Genomic DNA, 17,591 nt, shown 5'->3' with positions numbered 1-17,591 from the left:
GTTAACCAATTTATTCCACGCACCCTTTTTTAAAGTCAACAAATTTTATTAAAAAGACAGTCCCTACTTAATTCAATCCTTCATAAAAAATGGATTTTTTGAAAATAGTCCAAGAATTCATCCCTAACAAATCCAATGTAGTGAACTTAGAATTCTCTATAACTGATTCGACCATATAAAAACCAATCGAATACCCTAACATTCGAGGGATCCCTTCTCTTATATCTCCATTCAACAAATGACGATAGTGATTTCTCCCCTTCTGTTTTAAGTGTTCACGATAGTGGTTGTTAAACAAGGACAAACAATCAGACAATTGGTATTGCTCAACCCACGGGGCTAAAGCCTCTTTTCCCAGTTCCTCCTTCACCGCTGCTTCCGCGAGCCCTTCCATTAAAATAGACTCTAATAAGGAGACTTCCTCTTCTTTATTGTTCGTAACTGCCAAACGACAAACATGGTGATATTCATGCACAACTAAAGCTAATAATTGGTCTTCCGTAATGTTCGGATCAATAAATAAACAAATGATCATGTCCGTTGAAAGTCCTGTTTTCCCACCTACTTCTCGCCATAAATGCTCTTTTGCACGTTCAATTGGAAAAATAAAAATAGGTACATCCGGTCCGGTCCATTCTTTCCTTAATTGTAGAAATTTATTTTGTGTTAAACTCCACCACTTTTTATTTAATAAATCTTTCTCCATTAACGTTAAATCAGCTTCTGGATTTGATAACCCTAAATCTAAAAAATAGCGATGAATTTCTTCTAATTTATGGTTTTTAAAATAATCAATAATCGGTGTAATGAACATCCTTTGTTGCCATTCATACCTTTCTTTTGCATTCTTTTTTTCCTTCCAGTATTTAAGGTAATAATGGAGCCATTTATCTGTTCGAACAACTCCCACAAAAGACACCTCCAATCCTTAACCTCTACATTCTATGCGACTATTAAATGGGAATGAACCGCATTCCTCATTCTCCCAAAGATAAAAATCACCTTTTTCGACAAATATCATTCCCCATATCCGGACTACAGGGATTTGTCGAATTATAGAGCTCTTTAATTCCCTTTGCAGCTCTTATTCACTCGCTTTTGGATTCATTGGCCTTCTTTGATTCCCTTCGCAGCTCTTATTCGATCGCTTTCGGATTCATTAGCCTTCTTTGATTCCCTTTGCAGCTCTTATTCGATCGCTTTCGGATTCATTAGCCTCCTTTGATTCCCTTTGCGGCTCTTATTCGCTCGCTTTTGGATTCATTGGCCTTCTTTGATTCCCTTCGCAGCTCTTATTCACTCGCTTTCGGATTCATTGGCCTTCTTTGATTCCCTTCGCAGCTCTTATTCGCTCGCTTTTGCATTCATTGACCTCCTTTGATTCCCTTTGTGGCTCTTATTCACTCGCTTTTGGATTCATTGACCTTCTTTGATTCCCTTTGTGGCTCTTATTCACTCGCTTTCGGATTCATTGGCCTTCTTTGATTCCCTTTGCAGCTCTTATTCGATCGCTTTCGGATTCATTGTCCTCCTTTGATTCCCTTTGCGGCTCTTATTCCACACTTCATACAAAAAAAGACCACTCAATAGTGAATGGCCTTTGAATTAGTCTTTTAAACTTGGAGGATGTTCTTAAATATTGCCTCCCAAAATGAGAGGGCTCTAAATGAACAATAATGGGGAATGAACCTTTTTCTGCCCTTTTGGAATCCGTCCCTTTTTAGACACTCTGTTCTGGTCTGTTACTTTAACAGCAATGACAGAATGAGCACAAACCGTAATGATAGAATGGGCATTTTGATTAAAATCATAAAGGAGAACTTCTCCATTTTTTACCTCAACAAAATAACCATCAATAGTTGTTGAAGACTTCAAAAAGACTTCCACCAACGAATTTCTAGCAATATTACGAAAAAGAGAGGTGCCTCTACAGTTTTTTAATGTTACTCCTTCGCAACTTTCTTTATGATTTCCCCACATTAATTCATTCCAGCTCATTTTTATCCCCCCTCAACTAACCCAACATAGAGGTTATTTCTTAATATTTTTTACAGCCTTTATCAAATTTACATCTTACATTTTCATCACTTACTGCTACTGCTACGATGTCCTCACAACAAATCGTAATTAAAGTATGACACTCTTTATCAAAATCAAATAATGTGGCCTCATTACCATTGCTTTCGATATAATAACCTTCTACCGCTTTAGACGCCTTTAAGAAAACTTTCACATATTGATTACGTGATACATGTCTAAAGAAAGTCTCACAATCACAAGCTTGGTTAAAGCTCGCTCCTCTTGTATTTCCCCATCCGTACATACTATTCCCTCCTTTCTGATAGTACATCTTATGCCAAGCTAATAACGCTTGTATAGACGACTCCCTTAAATCTGAAAACTTTTAATAGAAAAATCGAATTTGATATTAAAAAAGGAGCTCCCTAAAATAAAGCGCATGTTCCACTTTACTAGATAGCTCCTAGTCATCATCTTAAAAGACTATTATTTATAGCCTTTTTTACAGCTGTCATATTTACATCTTACATTTTCTTGACTTACTGCCACTGATACGATATCGTCACAGCAAATTGTAATCACTGTATGACAATCTTCGTCAAAATCAAACAATGTTACTTCATTGCCATTAGATTCAACGTAATATCCTTTTACCGCTTTACTAGCTTTTAAATAGACTTTTACATATTGATTTCTTGCTACATGTCTAAAGAACGTATCACAATCACAACCACTTCTAGCACCTCTTACATCTCCATATCCGTAACCACAGCTCATTTACATGACCTCCTTTCAAAGTATAATACATCTTATGCGTCACTCTATTTGATGTATAGACAAATCTATCAGTAACAAATTCATCAATTCTCTGTATCCCTTTTTCTACTAGAACTTTCCTGGCTAAATGTCTCTATATCGAACCTCAATTTCCTCATTCCTAGACGAATGCACATAGGCAAGCAAGCTGGAATACAATAAAATAAATGTTTAAAGCAAAAGTAGGTGTTGACATGGAAAGTGAATTAACATACGGAATATTGATCGGAGTTGCTGTTCTTATTGTTTTTAGCTTTTTACTTGGAATTTGGACTGAAGGTGGCGATACAACTCCGCCAAATCCAATTTTTTCTTTTAATGTCTAACAGGGGGAGGTCTTCTCATGTATGGCCAAGACCCATTTGGTTCCAACCCTTTTTTTAATCAAAACCAAAAAAAGAAGGAGTCTTTTGATAAAAATAAGTATAAGCTTTCTCCTAATGAAATTGCTGTGATTACAGCCTTATTAACAAAAGCGTTAACGGTGCAATCGATCTTAATTGATCGTGAACAAACCGTTCAAATTTTATTAGAAGGTTCCTTAAAAAAACGTTCGGAGCTTGATAAATTAATCGACGAAATTCGCGATGTACCGATCGGAGATTTTATTGCATCGCTTTTAAATCAAAAATAAAGTGGAATGAACGACTAATGAGTTCACTCCACTTTATTTTTGTGTTAAAAATCGATTTTCCAACTAAAATAATCATTTGCTTGATTTTTTTCATAGCTTAATTTCGCATTGAATTTATTTCCATTTTTACTTGTTAATCCTTTAACATAAACAACCTGATCTTTTAATAAACTTTTGACCATCGTTTTCGTCGGTTTCTTTTTCATCGTTTGTAAGAACTTATCATTTTTCCATATGACAAACTTACAACCATTCTTCCAATTGCTGCATCCAAATCCTTTTTTCCCTTCAATAACGGGATGCTGACAAATCGGACATTTCCCTAATACGTCAGTGGAACTTGAAGATTTAGCTTCAACTTGTTGGATAATTTGGTCTTGACCAGCTTTAATTTTTTCAACTGACTCTTTGGTAAATTTATAAATAAACGAAAGAAATTGTTGTTTTGTTACTTGTTGTTTTTCCATATCATACAGGGCTTTCTCAAGCTTCCCTGTAAAGGTTAAGTTAAACAACTGTGGTATCGGAAACGTTTCTACGAGTTCCTTCCCAAGAGGAGTACAAGTTAACGTTTTTTTATTTGTTTGAATGTAGCCAACATCTTTTAGTTTTTTGATTGTATCAGCTCGTGTCGCAGGGGTCCCTATACTAAATCCAGACAACACTTCTTCTACTTCTTCTTCATCTTCTTTTAGATGCCTTCCACACGTCTCCATGACTTTGAGTAATGTTTTTTCTGTATGTGGTTTTGGTGGCATTGTTTGGTGTGTTGTTACATCGCCTTTAACGACCGATACGATTTCATCAAGTTGAACATTCGGGAGCAAGGATTCTTTTGTTTCCATCTTCTCAACTTTTTTCCAACCTTCTTTTAAAACCACTTTTCCTTTTGATAAAAAGTGTCCCTTTAATTCCACTTCCAAGACTTTTGTTTCAATAATCGTTTCTTCATATTCAAAAAGAGGCATAAATTGCATCACAAAACGATTTTTTATCGCAATATAAATCTTTTGTTCATCTGGTGATAATGATTTGGGTTTGACATACGTCGGTATGATCGCACTATGACTTTCAACTTTTTGATTGTTGAATACTCTTTTGGATTTTTTAAATTGGATTTCTTCTTGGAAAGGATAATCTGGTTTTACTTTTGTTAAGACATGAGCTGCTTTGCTAACGAGGCTTTCATCCAAGGCAATACTTGACGTTCGAGGATAGGTGATATATTTTTTTTCATACAATGATTGAGCGACCTTTAAGACTTTATCAGAAGTCCATCCTGAATATTTACTCGTTATATACCCTTGTAAATTCGTTAAATTAAATAAAAATGGGGGATATTCACGTTTATGGTTTTTTTCCTTGTTGATTACTTTAGCCTTCTTTTCAGCAAGTCTGCTTTGAATTTCAGCTAAATAATCTTTTTGCTCAAATTGTTCTTTTTGTTTTTCCTTATATATCCCACTATATTTTTCAGCATTAGTCGTTTCAAAAGTAGCTTGTAGCTTAAAATAATCTTCCGGTTTAAAACGTTCTATTTCTTTATCCCGGTCGTAGATAATTTTCAGAGTAGGCATAATAACTCGTCCAATATTAAGAGCTTTGCCACGTCCTTTTTGATATTTTAATGTCGCAACAGAAGTTAAATTAATACCTATCAACCAATCGGCCCATTGCCTACTAACTCCTGCATCTTGAAGAGGCCTGAGATTATCATTTGATTCTAACTTTTGTAAACCATTTAGAACTTCTTCTTCTGTCCATTCATTTAATAATAAGCGTTTGACTGATTTATTTGTTCCTTTGTGATAAATGATACTATCGCCAATAATTTGTCCCTCGCGGTCATAGTCACAAGCAGAGATAATCTCTGTTACATCTCGCCTATTCATTAATCGTTGAATCGTTTTAAATTGTTTCGCTGCTCCAGGATCTGATTTATCCCTATTCTTTGGATTGGATTTAACCTTGTATTGAAAGGATGTCGGTAAAAATGGGAAGTTCTCCATTTTCCATATTTTCATTGTTTCGTCATAATCCTTAGCATCATACAACTGTAATAAATGACCGAAAGCCCACGTAATGACATAATCTTGTCCTTCAAAATAACCATCTTGTTTTGTCCTAATCTTAAGTGCATCCGCAATATTTTTAGCTACAGACGGTTTCTCCGTGAGGATTAATTTCAAATTTATCACATCCTTTCATCTACCTATGATCATACGTTTAGATTAAGCAAACATCAAGAATAATTATGAAAAAAAGAGAACTCCTCCTTCTTTGCTTAGCATATAAAAAAGAAGCTGCTCAAAAATAGCTCAGCTTCCCCAATGATATTCATTTTATCTATATTTACGAAAGTTTCCACTTTCATTTTGGAATCGTTTAAATACCAGCAATAAAAATTAAACTTACCGTTCCTACTATAAATAAGACAGAAAGAGTTTTTACCATTTTCCCTTGTGCCATTACCTTTTCCCCCTAATGCATGATCAAAGACTATTATATAAACTTATTTATAAAAAATGAATCCTTTATTTTAATTTTTTTATGAAAAATTGTTTAATTATAAACCCAACAAAGGAATAATAAGGAGAATCTAGTCTTACCACCTGTTATTTCACAGTGAGCACTGAAAAAAAGTGGCTCATCTGTTCAATCTTATAAAAAAGAGTGTTTCACTAGGTTAAATATATGAAAATATATAGTTGTTCAATTTTATATCCTTTGATATGATGACGATATTAAAAAAAATCTTTACGATCCATTAAATAAGCTGAATTAATTCACTTTTGAGTGTAGCGAAGTCTTTTCCCATTTAAAGGAGTCCTAATAAGATGACAATAAATTTGACTATGAAATCAACCGAAGCCTATAGCCACTTTAATCGTCAAGAGTGGTCTGCATTAGCTAAACCAAAACAGGCTGCGTTATCCAAACAAGAAATCGAACTCATGCAAGGGATCGATCAAATCATTTCCCCAGATGAAGTTACCGATATTTATTTGCCCTTATCTCATATGCTCTATATTCAAATGACTCATTCGATGAATCTTCATCGTGAACTGAACTTATTTTTAAATCGAACAACTAAAAAAGTTCCTTTTGTCATTGGAATTGCTGGAAGCGTTTCAGTTGGGAAGAGTACAACCGCCCGTTTGATCCAGGCGTTAATTTCACAATGGCCGACAAAACCGAAAGTGGACTTAGTTACGACCGATGGGTTTTTATTACCAAATGCAACGCTAAATGATCGTAATTTGATGAAAAGAAAAGGATTTCCTGAGAGCTATGACATCGAAAGTTTAATACATTTTTTAACCGATTTAAAATCTGGCTCCGCTTACATGGAAGTTCCAATGTATTCCCATTTAACCTATGATCGGTTACAAAACAAAGTACAAAAAGTTGAAGAACCAGATGTGGTCATTGTAGAAGGGATTAACGTTCTTCAAGTGAATAAAAAGAAATCGAATATTCCAGAGGTATTCGTCTCCGATTTCTTTGACTACTCGATTTACGTGGATGCCGATGAAATGAATATTAAACAATGGTATATTGAACGCTTTAAATTATTACAAAACACAGCATTCCAAGATCCCTCTTCCTATTTCCATCGTTACCGTGACTTATCACCAACAGAAGCGGTAGCCTTTGCAACAGACATTTGGAATACGGTTAATAAAGTTAACTTAGAAAAAAACATTAAACCGACCAAATATCGAGCGAATATGATTTTGAAAAAAGGACCTGGCCATCGTGTTAGTGATATTCAAATAAAGAAGACTTAAAATCAAAACCACCAGTGTGAACTGGTGGTTTACTCTGCGGCTGAAAGCCTTTCTTACCGGCCTAGGCCTTAAAGGCCCACTGAACCGGTTTCCCTTTTGCACCACATTCACCCACTAATTCTAAAGAATTTCTTTATCTCTTCTTATTTTTCTCTCCGGTAAACGGGTCATAGTCTTCGAACAATGATAACTGATCACCCATATAGTCTTCTTTTAGCTGATTCCTAATGTATTCTTGTATCTGCTTCTTGTTTCTTCCCACTGTATCAACATAGAAGCCTCTACACCAAAACTTCCTGTTCCCGTAGCGATACTTCAAATTGGCATGTCGATCAAATATCATGAGACTACTTTTCCCTTTTAAGTACCCCATGAATTGTGACACACTTAACTTCGGCGGAATACTTACTAACATATGGATGTGATCCGGACAAGCATTTGCTTCATGAATCACGACCCCTTTTCTTTCACATAAATCTCTTATGATCTGTCCGATACTTTTTTTGTATTTTCCATAGATGATTTGTCTTCTGTATTTTGGTGCAAACACGATGTGATACTTACAATTCCATGTTGTGTGTGCTAAACTATTCATGTCCTTCACAGGGCATACCTCCTTCTTTGGTGCGATGAAGCGGTCGGGAAACCAACTTTATCCTACCATGAAGTGAGGTTTTTTTTTAATACCACGCTTGAAGCTTTTTAGAACCCCCGGCATAGCCAGGGGTTTTCGAAACCACTAATAAAAAAGACCGTCTAGAGGCGGTCTTTTTTTATTGTTATTTCATTACAAATAACCTCGTTTTTATAATAACTTTTCCTAAAATTTGATTTGTTAATTATATAAACACAACAGCTCCTAGTCTTCGCTTATATACACATCATTTCTAAATATATTAATGTACTTATACTTTATTGACATAAGATCCCTTGGTGTTACACTTTTAGATGTAAAAAATCAAACTACAAAAAGGGAAATAAATTACAGGAACAACCGTAGATATACAAAGACAGCTTGCTGAGTGGAGCGAGTATGTTGACACAATTATGGAAGAATATAAAAAGAATGCACCTCAAGAATTAAAGGAACTAATTGATAAAACAAATAATTAATTTATAGAATGGAGTGTTATTCAATCAGGCACATTCAATTTTTTCTATTAGTAATAACAACTCTATTTTTAGTTGCTTGTAATCAAGCAGAATCCGAAATTGATAGTACAAGTACTATCCCTGAAATAGTAAATTTAGAAAACTTTGATAGTATGTATATTCAACAAACAAAAGAGAATCAAATGCTTGACGACAATACTGTTTATGAAGTTAAAGCCGAAAATGAAATACGTTTTATTAAACAATTATTAAATGGAATAGAGTTAACCAAAGCAAATCTAGAGGATATTGAACATACGTTTAATGAGGCAGGGAACACCTACTTAAATATATTACACGACGATACTGGAGACGTTTTCAAAGATATAGGTACAACCATATTCGTTTCAGAAGAAGGAGATGTAATTATTTGGTCTGAGTTTTCTAGTGGAAATGAACCAGAAATCTATCAAAGCAATAACCAAGTTGAATTATATCAGGAGTTAAATAATATTAAAAATTAGTTTTACACTTAGATAAAGTAGTAATTCCACGAGATAAGTCCTTACTTTCAATCGTCAAAAGATTTATCAAATCATTGTTAGTTATACCGACAATGATGCAGCTAACCAATTAACAAAAGATCCTCTGTATTTACTCAAATCATTGGTACGGATGTGTTAGCTGCTCAAACTCCTCCCCATTACTGTTTGAAAAACAAAGTACAAAAAAGCTTGTCGATAAAATCTCATATAAACGAGACTTTATCGACAAGCAGTTATCAACACTAGATTCCTCTCCAAATTTACTTCCTATTTAAATGAAAATAATTGACCAAAAAAATCAATCATGCGGGCCAAAAAGCCTTTTGATTCTGCCTTTTCTTGTTCGATTCCGGCTTTAGTCTGAACAGGTTCAACATCTACTGTCTTTAAATCGACTCTTTTAATCGTACGATCTTCTTGTCCTTTTATTTCTAATTGATTCCGTTGATTCACTTCATAATCTACACTTTCATCTAGTAGCTGAGTAAAATAAAGGTCGTTCTCTAAAAAGAGCTCTTCGCCATCCTCTGCCTGAAAACGTTTATCTTCTGGTAGCATCTTTGTATGATAGTTTTCAAACCCATAATTTAATAATTTCATCGTATCTTGATAGGCCATTTTGGCATTCGGTGCATTTAAAGTAACCGCAATAAATTCTTGGCTATCACGCTCAGCTGAAGTGACTAACGTATATCCAGACTGATTAACAAAGCCATTTTTCACACCGGTCGTCCCTTCATAATCCCATAATAAACGATGATGGTTATAAAGAGTCGTTTCCCACCCTTCCCCTAACCACTCTAATTCTTTTGTGCTGACAATCTCACGAAAGGTCTCATTTTTCATTGCATATTGTGTAATTCGAGCCATATCAAGAGCCGTTGTATAATGTTCTTCATCAAATAGACCATGTGGATTTGTAAAGTTAGTGTTTACAGTCCCAATTTCTTCAGTCACAAATTCATTCATCCGTTTGGCGAACGCTTCCTCACTGCCATCAAAATGCTCAGCAATCGCCGTTCCTGCATCATTGCCTGAATTAATAAGCAACCCTTGAACAAGCTTTTTTAACGATACTTCCTCATCTTCTAATAAATACACCCTTGTTCCAATTACTTCTGTTGCTTCCTTACTAATCGTCACTATGTCATCTAGATTCCCTTGCTCAATCGCAATAATACCTGTAATGATTTTTGTAATACTAGCGGGATACATTTTTTGTGTAGAAAATTGCTCATATACAAGATCACCGCTTGTTTGGTCGATTAATAATGCAACTTCACTATTTAACTGAAATGATTTCCTCGATTCTGCCTTTACATCATCCCCAAATATAAAGAAAATGGAAAAGCAAGCTACTATCATCAATTGTTTCATTATCCGAGTAAACAACAGAAGTCCCCCTAAAAAAAGATCTATCAATTAACTAGGTTAAAAGATAGAAATTACACAGCGATAACATTAAAATTACAATCTGATTACATATCAGTCAAAAAGAACTAATCCTTTAGGAGTGCACCAATCAAAAATCCCACTGAATCGAGGTTTTTTGATTATTTAATTATCCTTTAAGTGATTTAATATGGTTATAATTACTAGTTTTTGAGAGTATTTTGTAGGCTATTAAAATCATAAAAAAAGATCCAGAGATTTAAAATCACTATTGAACTAATGGATCATGATTATGGAAGAACACAAAATGATTTTATTATAGTTTTTAGTTATACTTTAAATACATGAAAACAAATATGAGTATTGTTGAAGTTATTTCTGCTCCTAATTTATTTGAATTTGTGATACAAAGCAAGACTTCAATGATATAAAAAAGAAGCGAGGAAAATATGATGAATGAATTTGGAACATTGCATGATGCAAATGGTCGTTATGCTCTAAGGTTTGAACGCTATTTCTCTTATAAACCCGAAGTTGTTTTCCGTGTCATGACAAATCCTAGTTACTTCTCACAATGGTATCCGTTCTCGACAGGCGAGATTGACCTCAGAATAGGAGGTAAAATTGCCTTCGATGACGGTGAAGGCTCGACATATGAAGGCATCATAACTGAATTAAAAACTCCCCATACCTTTGAATTTCGTGAAGTAGATGATTTGATACAAATCTCGTTCCTAGAAAAGAATCGAGGATGCCAAATGATCTTCACTCACACTTTCGACGATAAGGAAATGGCCATGTATACGGCTGCAGGCTGGCATAGATGTTTGGATGTATTCCACCAAATAGTCAACGAACATCCAATTGAATGGAAAGATAATTCAGCGGAGCTAAGGGAATTTTATCGGGAAGCATTTAATAGAATTGGTTAATTATTATTAATTCGTACCAAGAGGCTACTTTCCAAAAGTATAAGATGAACCAACGCTATTTTTCTATGGATTATTCTAATTTAATTCATGAGAATCTTATCGTTCATGCGGTGAATAAGAAAATTTACCCGATTCCAAACCTCTTCATAAAAAATAACCCCTTTAACCTTAAATGGCTAAAGGGGTTGAAGTTATTGAAGTATTATCCTTTAAATAATTGAACGAACATTTTTCCATAAGGACCGCCATCAACGATTCCAATTCCGACTTCTGTGTAGTTAGAGTTTAAAATGTTTTCACGGTGACCTTGTGAGTTCATAAGAGCTTGATGTGCTGCTCCAACTGTTTGGTTACCTGCAAGGTTCTCACCAGCAGTACGATAAGACACACCAAAATGTTGTAGCATATCAAATGGTGAACCATATGTTGGTGATTGGTGAGCAAAGTAATTGTTATCAATCATGTCCTTAGCTTTAACACGAGCTACTTTTGTTAACTCTTCATTAATTTTTAATGGAGCTAGTCCTCTTTGTTGACGCTCTTGGTTAACTAAATCAACCATTTGTTGCTCTTCGGCAGAAACAGAAGCCTTTTGCTCTTGCTCCTCTGGTTGTTCTTCAATTGTTGGTTGTTCTTCTTTAGGTTGCTCTACTTCTGGTTGTGGTGCTGGTTGTTTCTCTTCTTCTGGTTTAGGTGCTACTTCTTGCTCTGGTTGTTTTTCTTCTTCTGGTTGAACTTCTTCTTTTGGCTCTTCCACTTCTGGTTTAGGTTCAGGTTGTGGAGTTGCTTCTTCTTTTTCAGGTTGTGGAGCTTCTTCTTTAGGCTGTTCTTGCTCTGGTTTGGGTTGTGGCTTTTCTTCTTGAACTGGTGCATTTGGTTTTTCAAATCCATCAATGAAGAAGAATTTTTTCCAAGCAAATGATTCTACTTGATAACCGTTAAGAATCTCAGCAATTTTGGACTCAGCCCATTTTGATACTTCTTCACTATTAAGGTTAAGAGAGTTAACATAAGTAACTTCCTTTTTTACATCTGTAGTGAATGGTTTATAATGAGCATCTGCTTGTGCAGAAAACCCTGAGACAGCAATCGTAGCTGCCAAAAATGTCGTTGCTATAACTTTTTTCATTTCTGAAAACCTCCTGAATTTTGTTTCGTTTGTCTTGCATGAGTTGAATGTTAGCATAGTTTTTTAGAAGTTGACTATGGAAAAAGATTCATATTTTCAGAGGTTTTTTTAGAAATATTTCAAGGTCACTTTTCTTAGAAATGCTTTCACCACACAGCTTAAACATTTATTTGACTAAAGAAAATATCAGAAAACTTTGTTGCTCGTTAACGTTATGTTACAAAAACGTAATAATCGGTATAAAACTGTAAAAAAGTGTACTGAGAAGGATCATGACCTATAAAAGCCCTCTTTTTAGGAGGGATTGGAAATTATTACGTCAGTTTTTTTGCTGTTTTTTATGGTAGGCTTGATTTTGATTGTCATAGTTTTGTTTTAAATCATGACAACTACTCTACTATTTAAATATTAGGAGGATTTATTTTATGAAGAAATTAATGATTACTTTAACAGCCGCTTTTTCATTTGCTTTATTGTATTCAAATGATGTTGAGGCAGCTGGAACACACCAAGTGAAAGCTGGCGAAAGTTTATACCTTATCGGCCAACAGTATGGTGTTTCCGTACAAGCTTTAAGAGAAGCGAATGAAAAAACGGGTGACATGATTTATACTGGGGAGACATTGTCTATTCCTAGTTCCATTAGTGCAGCTGAAAAAGATTTGCTTGCTAGATTAGTCCGTGCAGAGGCTGAAGGTGAGCCTTATGCCGGAAAAGTTGCCGTAGCAACTGTTGTTTTAAATCGTGTCGCTCATCAAGATTTCCCTAATACGGTAACAGGCGTTATCCAAGAAGTGACTCCTTCTGGACATTATGCCTTCACTCCTTATATGAACGGAGAAATCAATAAATCAGCTGATGCTGATTCCATTAGAGCGGTTAACGAAGCACTCGCTTTTAATGGTAAAGGACAAGGTTCGATCTTCTTCTATAACCCAACAACAGCAACAAATCACTGGAATGCAACAAGAACGGAAACAATCCGTATCGGCAATCATGTATTCTCAAAATAATTCACTAAAAAATCCAGCCTAGGCTGGATTTTTTTATTTTTCTTCTGTTAAATTTAGAACAAAATATTCTTCATCAATATATTTCCCGTTATATTTCATCGCTTTTTCTTCATACGCAAAACGTTTAAATCCTTGCTTTTTATACACACTAATAGCTGTTTCGTTAATTGATGCAACAACTAATTGAAGCTGCTCAACCCCTAGTTCTCTCGCCCTGTCAATTCCTGCTTGGAACAATTTTTTGCCTAAAGACTTGCCTCTAGCATCTTCCATTACATAAAAGCGACCTAACATTGCTTTATGATCCATCTTTTTTAATGTATAAAGCTTTAACGAGATAATCCCTTTTAACTCACCTTCAATAAATCCACCTAAAACAATATGGGACGGTGTTGTTAATTCTGACTGAAAATGGGCTGAGTTTTTTTCTTTTTGTTCTTCATAAGAGTCTGCAAATAAAAAAGGCTCTTTTTTTAATGCCTCTAATCTTATCTGACGGTATGGAACCCAGTCAGCGTCTTGTAAAATTCGAATTTCCATCTGTTTCTCCCTCTCCTAAGCTCTAAAAATACTTTTAAGATTTTAAAATGTTTCATTTTTTTGAATAAAAGGAATAGAAATTGTAATAGAATAGGTGGTGATTATCATGAGCAGGCTAACCAAAGTCTCTTCAATCCGGGCAAGTCGAGTCCATGAGATGTATGTTCAACGATTTTCAAACAGTCAAACGATTGCCGAAGTCGAAAGCATTTCTCCTGTAAGACGAACAGAAAATGAAACGACACCCGTTTCTGAAAATAAACTTATGGCCTACGATTTGTATTATGACAAAATAGAGAATCAATCACCTAAAGCACTCAAACCGATTACACACACTTCACCTAGTCAAAAGAAGGATTTATACACTTCTCTCACACATTTTATTACTAAATACAATCTAATTTTAGCTCATTTTAAAGAGCATGATCACCTTTATGGGACGGATTACACGAAAGACTTGATTGAATTATATAAAAAATTTAGACCGAAAATCAAACCTTTCCATTTAAATAATAAAGGTGACTTTTTAAAACTAGAGTATCCTAAGACGTTTCAATCGGAACAATGGCCCAAAGCATTCGCTCAATTAAATCATTTCCAAATCGAGAGTTTACAAATCATCCAACGATTTGTCAAAGAAGCTAAACACTCCACGTATCCCTCACAATTAATTGCAGCCCATCAAGCAAAAGGAATGATCATTGAAGCTTATATTTAATTTAAAAGTGAACCATTCGAAAGGACTACTTGATTTGGAGTAGTCTTTTGTTTTGTTTACAAGAATGTTAATAGTATGTGGGTGGGCATCAAAACTACTTTATGGAGCAAATTTATCGAATGTGAGTTCTTTTGACTTATTTGGTGAATCGTTACTTGATTACATGCCGAATTCTCCTTTGTTCGGCGTATAACGCGACTCGGTTTTGAATAATAAGACGAGCTCTTCGCTTTAAGGACAACTTCCGCTCTGCCTTCACCTTTGGCTCACCACTCGACGAGTTTTCTTTATCTTTCGGAGGGACAACTTTATAATGGAGAAGACCATGAGTAATTCGTGTATATTATGAATTTGTTTGTTTACATAACAGGAGGAATTAATTTGATTATCATTCATTCCCATATACAGCTTGATTTTGATGGCTTTGCCTCGATGATAGCAGCAAAAAAACTTTTTCCAGAAGCCAAACTCGTTTTACCTGAAAAACAAAAGCCTGAATTAAAGCAATTTTTAGCGATTCATCGTGACTCTTTTTCTTTTTTTGCTTCTAAAGAAATCGATTGGGGTAAAGTAGATACTTGTGTCGTCGTTGATACGGCAAACCCTAAAAGAGTGGAAATTCCAATGGAGAAGCTCAAAGAAGATGTGCAATTTATCGTTTACGATCACCATCCACCTCAAGCCCACTCTTTTAAAACGGCGAAGGAGCACATTGTTCAAGTTGGAGCAGCTGTTACGCTGTTAATAGAAGAAATCATCCAAAATCAACTACCGATTACTTCATTTGAAGCTACCGTTTTTGGATTAGGACTATATTCGGATACAGGTTCCTTCACTCATGATATAACGACAGCTCGCGACTTAGAAGCAGCTGCTTATTTATTTCATAATGGGCTTGATTTATCAATCATTACCCAGTTTGTGCAACAGAATTTCTCAAGGGATGAACAAGAGTTATTTGAGGTGCTTTTAAATAACGGAGAAAAGGGCCAAATTGATGGAACAAGCTATTATATAACGAGTCATGAGCAAACAGAATATATCAATAACCTTTCTTTTTTAACGGGTAAAATAATGGATACGATAGATGTTGATGTTGTTTTTTCAGTTGTCAAAATGGGCAAACATGTGTATGTAGTCGGTCGAGCTGAAGGAGAGAGGGTCAATATTCGGCCACTTATTCAAAAACTTGGGGGAAATGGGCATGAAAAAGCGGCTTCCGCAACAATTAAAAATGGTGAAACTACTCATATTATGGAAGACATCCAACAGCAGTTACCATCGATTTTAAAAGCGGCCATTACCGCTAAACAAATCATGTCACAACCTGTCAAAACGATTATAGAATCTGAAACAATTGAACAAGCCTCTCTATTAATGCAACAATATGGGCATAGTGGTTTACCTGTTGTAAAAGAAGACCGAAGCTTAGCTGGCGTAATCTCTCGAAAAGATGTTGATAAAGCATTAAGACATCAATTAGGACATGCTCCAACTAAAGCATACATGACAACAAAACCAATCACCATTTCAGAAGATGATACACTTGAGACGATACAGGAAATGATGATTGAACATAATATTGGCCGTCTTCTCGTATTAGCTGAAAAACAACTCAAAGGGATTATTTCCCGCTCAGATATTATAGAAATTCTTTATAATCACAATTATCGCACCAACTTGCAAGAGCGTGCTGAAATTCATTCCATCAAAAACGTATCAGAACATCTGCATCATTTGTTACCTTCTGAATTATATAGCCTTTTACGTTTAATTGGTGAAGAAGCGGATAAAGAAGGACTTGATGCTTATTTAATCGGTGGTTTTGTGAGAGACTTATTATTAAAAAAAGAGAACCAAGATATTGATATCGTTGTCGAAGGGGATGCGATTGCTTTTTGTCAAAAAATTGCTTTGATGATGGATGGTCACGTTCAAGAGCATCCACAGTTTGGTACCGCCACACTAATTTTACCATCCCAAATTAAAATTGATTTTGTCTCAAGTCGGACTGAATTTTATACAGGCCCAGCCGTACTGCCAACGGTTACGTACTCAAATATTAAAGAAGATTTAGCAAGAAGAGATTTTACGATTAATGCCATGGCGGTGAAGTTGAATGCCTCATCCTTTGGAGAATTATTAGATTATTTTCAAGGGAAAGATGATTTAGTGAAAGGTAAAATCCGAATCCTTCATACTCTCAGTTTTATCGAAGATCCAACCCGAATTTTTCGTGCCATTCGTTTTGCTCATCGTTTTCAGTATCAATTAGCAACACAAACGAAGGAATTAGCAAAAGCGGCAGGTTCTTCATTAAGGAAACTCAGTAAAACAAGATTGAAATCGGAGCTGAAATTAATTACAAAAGAAAAAGATTGGCCGATAATGTTCCGAGAACTTGATGATTTATTCGTTTGGTCTCATTTATTTGAATGCCCACCGACTATAGAGAATTGGCAGATTTTCAATCAATTAATTGAGCAAGAAGAGCAAAACGTTTTTATTCTATTAACTTCTTTAATCTTTGGGCAAAGCAATTGGGCAGAAAAACTCCAAGACTTAGCTCAAGCAAATGAGGAGGTTAAATTTCTTCATGCTTTAAAAGACATTGAAAACTGGCCTAAATGCTTATCAACTGAGGAACTTCATAAACGAGCTTTTTTTATGCCTGATCAAGCTCTATTGTTTTACGCTCTTGCCGATCATGAACGAAAGAATGAGCTTAAAAGCTATGTAAATAAAAGAAATGAGCTGGACAAATTGATTTCTGGTCATGATCTTATGAAACTCGGCTTAAAACCAAGTCCCCTCTTCACTGAGATTTTAAACGAATTAGAAATCCAGCAACTATTAAATAACATCACAACCTCTGATGATGCGATTGAATGGGTGAAAAACAATTATCTCAAAGTATAACGTAAGAAAATAATAAAAAACTTTCTACTTTGATAGAACTCTAAACCTTAC

Annotated in this window: 17 protein-coding genes; 8 read left to right on the top strand and 9 right to left on the bottom strand. The window is 35.1% G+C overall.

Translation table 11 applies throughout. The features are described from left to right. Positions 1-67: 67 nt before the first annotated feature. From AA0017_RS03680 to AA0017_RS03665, 4 genes are all read right to left on the bottom strand, one after another. Positions 68-910: a DUF2268 domain-containing protein gene (locus AA0017_RS03680; RefSeq protein WP_413379656.1), complete on the bottom strand. Its 843-nt coding sequence runs from the start codon at positions 908-910 to the stop codon at positions 68-70. Positions 911-1,662: 752 nt separating this feature from the next. Further along, entirely contained in the window at positions 1,663-1,998 is a 336-nt protein-coding gene (locus tag AA0017_RS03675) for a hypothetical protein (protein ID WP_413379654.1), read from the bottom strand. A gap of 40 nt (positions 1,999-2,038) precedes the next feature. Then, positions 2,039-2,323 carry a hypothetical protein gene (locus tag AA0017_RS03670; RefSeq protein ID WP_413379652.1) on the bottom strand — a complete coding sequence of 95 codons (285 nt, stop codon included), beginning with the start codon at positions 2,321-2,323 and terminating at the stop codon, positions 2,039-2,041. A 182-nt stretch (positions 2,324-2,505) separates the two neighbouring features. Then, positions 2,506-2,796, bottom strand: coding sequence for a hypothetical protein (locus AA0017_RS03665; RefSeq protein WP_413379650.1), 291 nt, complete (start codon positions 2,794-2,796; stop codon positions 2,506-2,508). A 233-nt stretch (positions 2,797-3,029) separates the two neighbouring features. Between AA0017_RS03665 and AA0017_RS03660 the strand changes: the two genes are divergently transcribed. Then, positions 3,030-3,161 (top strand): hypothetical protein, encoded by a 132-nt coding sequence (locus AA0017_RS03660; protein ID WP_413379648.1) that lies wholly within the window; start codon positions 3,030-3,032, stop codon positions 3,159-3,161. 17 nt (positions 3,162-3,178) lie between these two features. Continuing rightward, positions 3,179-3,469: a hypothetical protein gene (locus AA0017_RS03655; protein ID WP_413379646.1), complete on the top strand. Its 291-nt coding sequence runs from the start codon at positions 3,179-3,181 to the stop codon at positions 3,467-3,469. A 44-nt stretch (positions 3,470-3,513) separates the two neighbouring features. On the opposite strand, the gene AA0017_RS03650 is transcribed toward AA0017_RS03655, so the two are convergent. Beyond that, a complete protein-coding gene (locus tag AA0017_RS03650; protein WP_413379644.1) occupies positions 3,514-5,658 on the bottom strand; it encodes a DNA topoisomerase in 2,145 nt (714 codons plus the stop codon). A 648-nt stretch (positions 5,659-6,306) separates the two neighbouring features. On the opposite strand from AA0017_RS03650, the gene coaA reads away from it, so the two are divergent. Then, on the top strand, positions 6,307-7,260 hold the full coding sequence (gene coaA / locus AA0017_RS03645) for a type I pantothenate kinase (protein WP_413379642.1): 954 nt from the start codon (positions 6,307-6,309) through the stop codon (positions 7,258-7,260). Positions 7,261-7,393: 133 nt separating this feature from the next. Here the strand turns inward: coaA and tnpA are convergent, their stop codons facing one another. Continuing rightward, positions 7,394-7,855: an IS200/IS605 family transposase gene (tnpA, locus tag AA0017_RS03640; protein ID WP_413382362.1), complete on the bottom strand. Its 462-nt coding sequence runs from the start codon at positions 7,853-7,855 to the stop codon at positions 7,394-7,396. Positions 7,856-8,555: 700 nt separating this feature from the next. Between tnpA and AA0017_RS03635 the strand changes: the two genes are divergently transcribed. Next, positions 8,556-8,876, top strand: a complete 321-nt coding sequence (locus tag AA0017_RS03635; protein ID WP_413379640.1) for a hypothetical protein — start codon at positions 8,556-8,558, stop codon at positions 8,874-8,876. 288 nt (positions 8,877-9,164) lie between these two features. Here the strand turns inward: AA0017_RS03635 and AA0017_RS03630 are convergent, their stop codons facing one another. After that, positions 9,165-10,289: a D-alanyl-D-alanine carboxypeptidase family protein gene (locus tag AA0017_RS03630; protein WP_413379638.1), complete on the bottom strand. Its 1,125-nt coding sequence runs from the start codon at positions 10,287-10,289 to the stop codon at positions 9,165-9,167. Between the two features lie 452 nt (positions 10,290-10,741). Here AA0017_RS03630 and AA0017_RS03625 point away from each other — a divergent pair, with 452 nt between their 5' ends. Further along, positions 10,742-11,221 (top strand): SRPBCC domain-containing protein, encoded by a 480-nt coding sequence (locus AA0017_RS03625; RefSeq protein WP_413379636.1) that lies wholly within the window; start codon positions 10,742-10,744, stop codon positions 11,219-11,221. 202 nt (positions 11,222-11,423) lie between these two features. Here the strand turns inward: AA0017_RS03625 and AA0017_RS03620 are convergent, their stop codons facing one another. Then, positions 11,424-12,350 (bottom strand): CAP domain-containing protein, encoded by a 927-nt coding sequence (locus tag AA0017_RS03620; protein WP_413379634.1) that lies wholly within the window; start codon positions 12,348-12,350, stop codon positions 11,424-11,426. A gap of 425 nt (positions 12,351-12,775) precedes the next feature. On the opposite strand from AA0017_RS03620, the gene AA0017_RS03615 reads away from it, so the two are divergent. After that, positions 12,776-13,363 carry a cell wall hydrolase gene (locus AA0017_RS03615; RefSeq protein ID WP_413379632.1) on the top strand — a complete coding sequence of 196 codons (588 nt, stop codon included), beginning with the start codon at positions 12,776-12,778 and terminating at the stop codon, positions 13,361-13,363. A gap of 33 nt (positions 13,364-13,396) precedes the next feature. Here AA0017_RS03615 and AA0017_RS03610 read toward each other — a convergent pair whose 3' ends face one another. Beyond that, positions 13,397-13,903, bottom strand: a complete 507-nt coding sequence (locus AA0017_RS03610) for an N-acetyltransferase family protein (RefSeq protein WP_413379631.1) — start codon at positions 13,901-13,903, stop codon at positions 13,397-13,399. A gap of 106 nt (positions 13,904-14,009) precedes the next feature. Between AA0017_RS03610 and AA0017_RS03605 the strand changes: the two genes are divergently transcribed. Further along, the gene (locus AA0017_RS03605; RefSeq protein WP_413379629.1) at positions 14,010-14,621 is read left to right on the top strand and encodes a hypothetical protein; all 612 of its coding nucleotides are present in this window, start codon (positions 14,010-14,012) and stop codon (positions 14,619-14,621) included. Positions 14,622-15,002: 381 nt separating this feature from the next. Then, positions 15,003-17,540: a CBS domain-containing protein gene (locus AA0017_RS03600; RefSeq protein WP_413379627.1), complete on the top strand. Its 2,538-nt coding sequence runs from the start codon at positions 15,003-15,005 to the stop codon at positions 17,538-17,540. Positions 17,541-17,591: the final 51 nt, after the last annotated feature.

This window comes from Alkalihalobacillus phoenicis (genome assembly GCF_047302405.1).
Lineage (GTDB): Bacteria > Bacillota > Bacilli > Bacillales > Bacillaceae_D > Alkalihalobacillus.
This window is presented reverse-complemented; position numbering and strand designations above follow the sequence as displayed.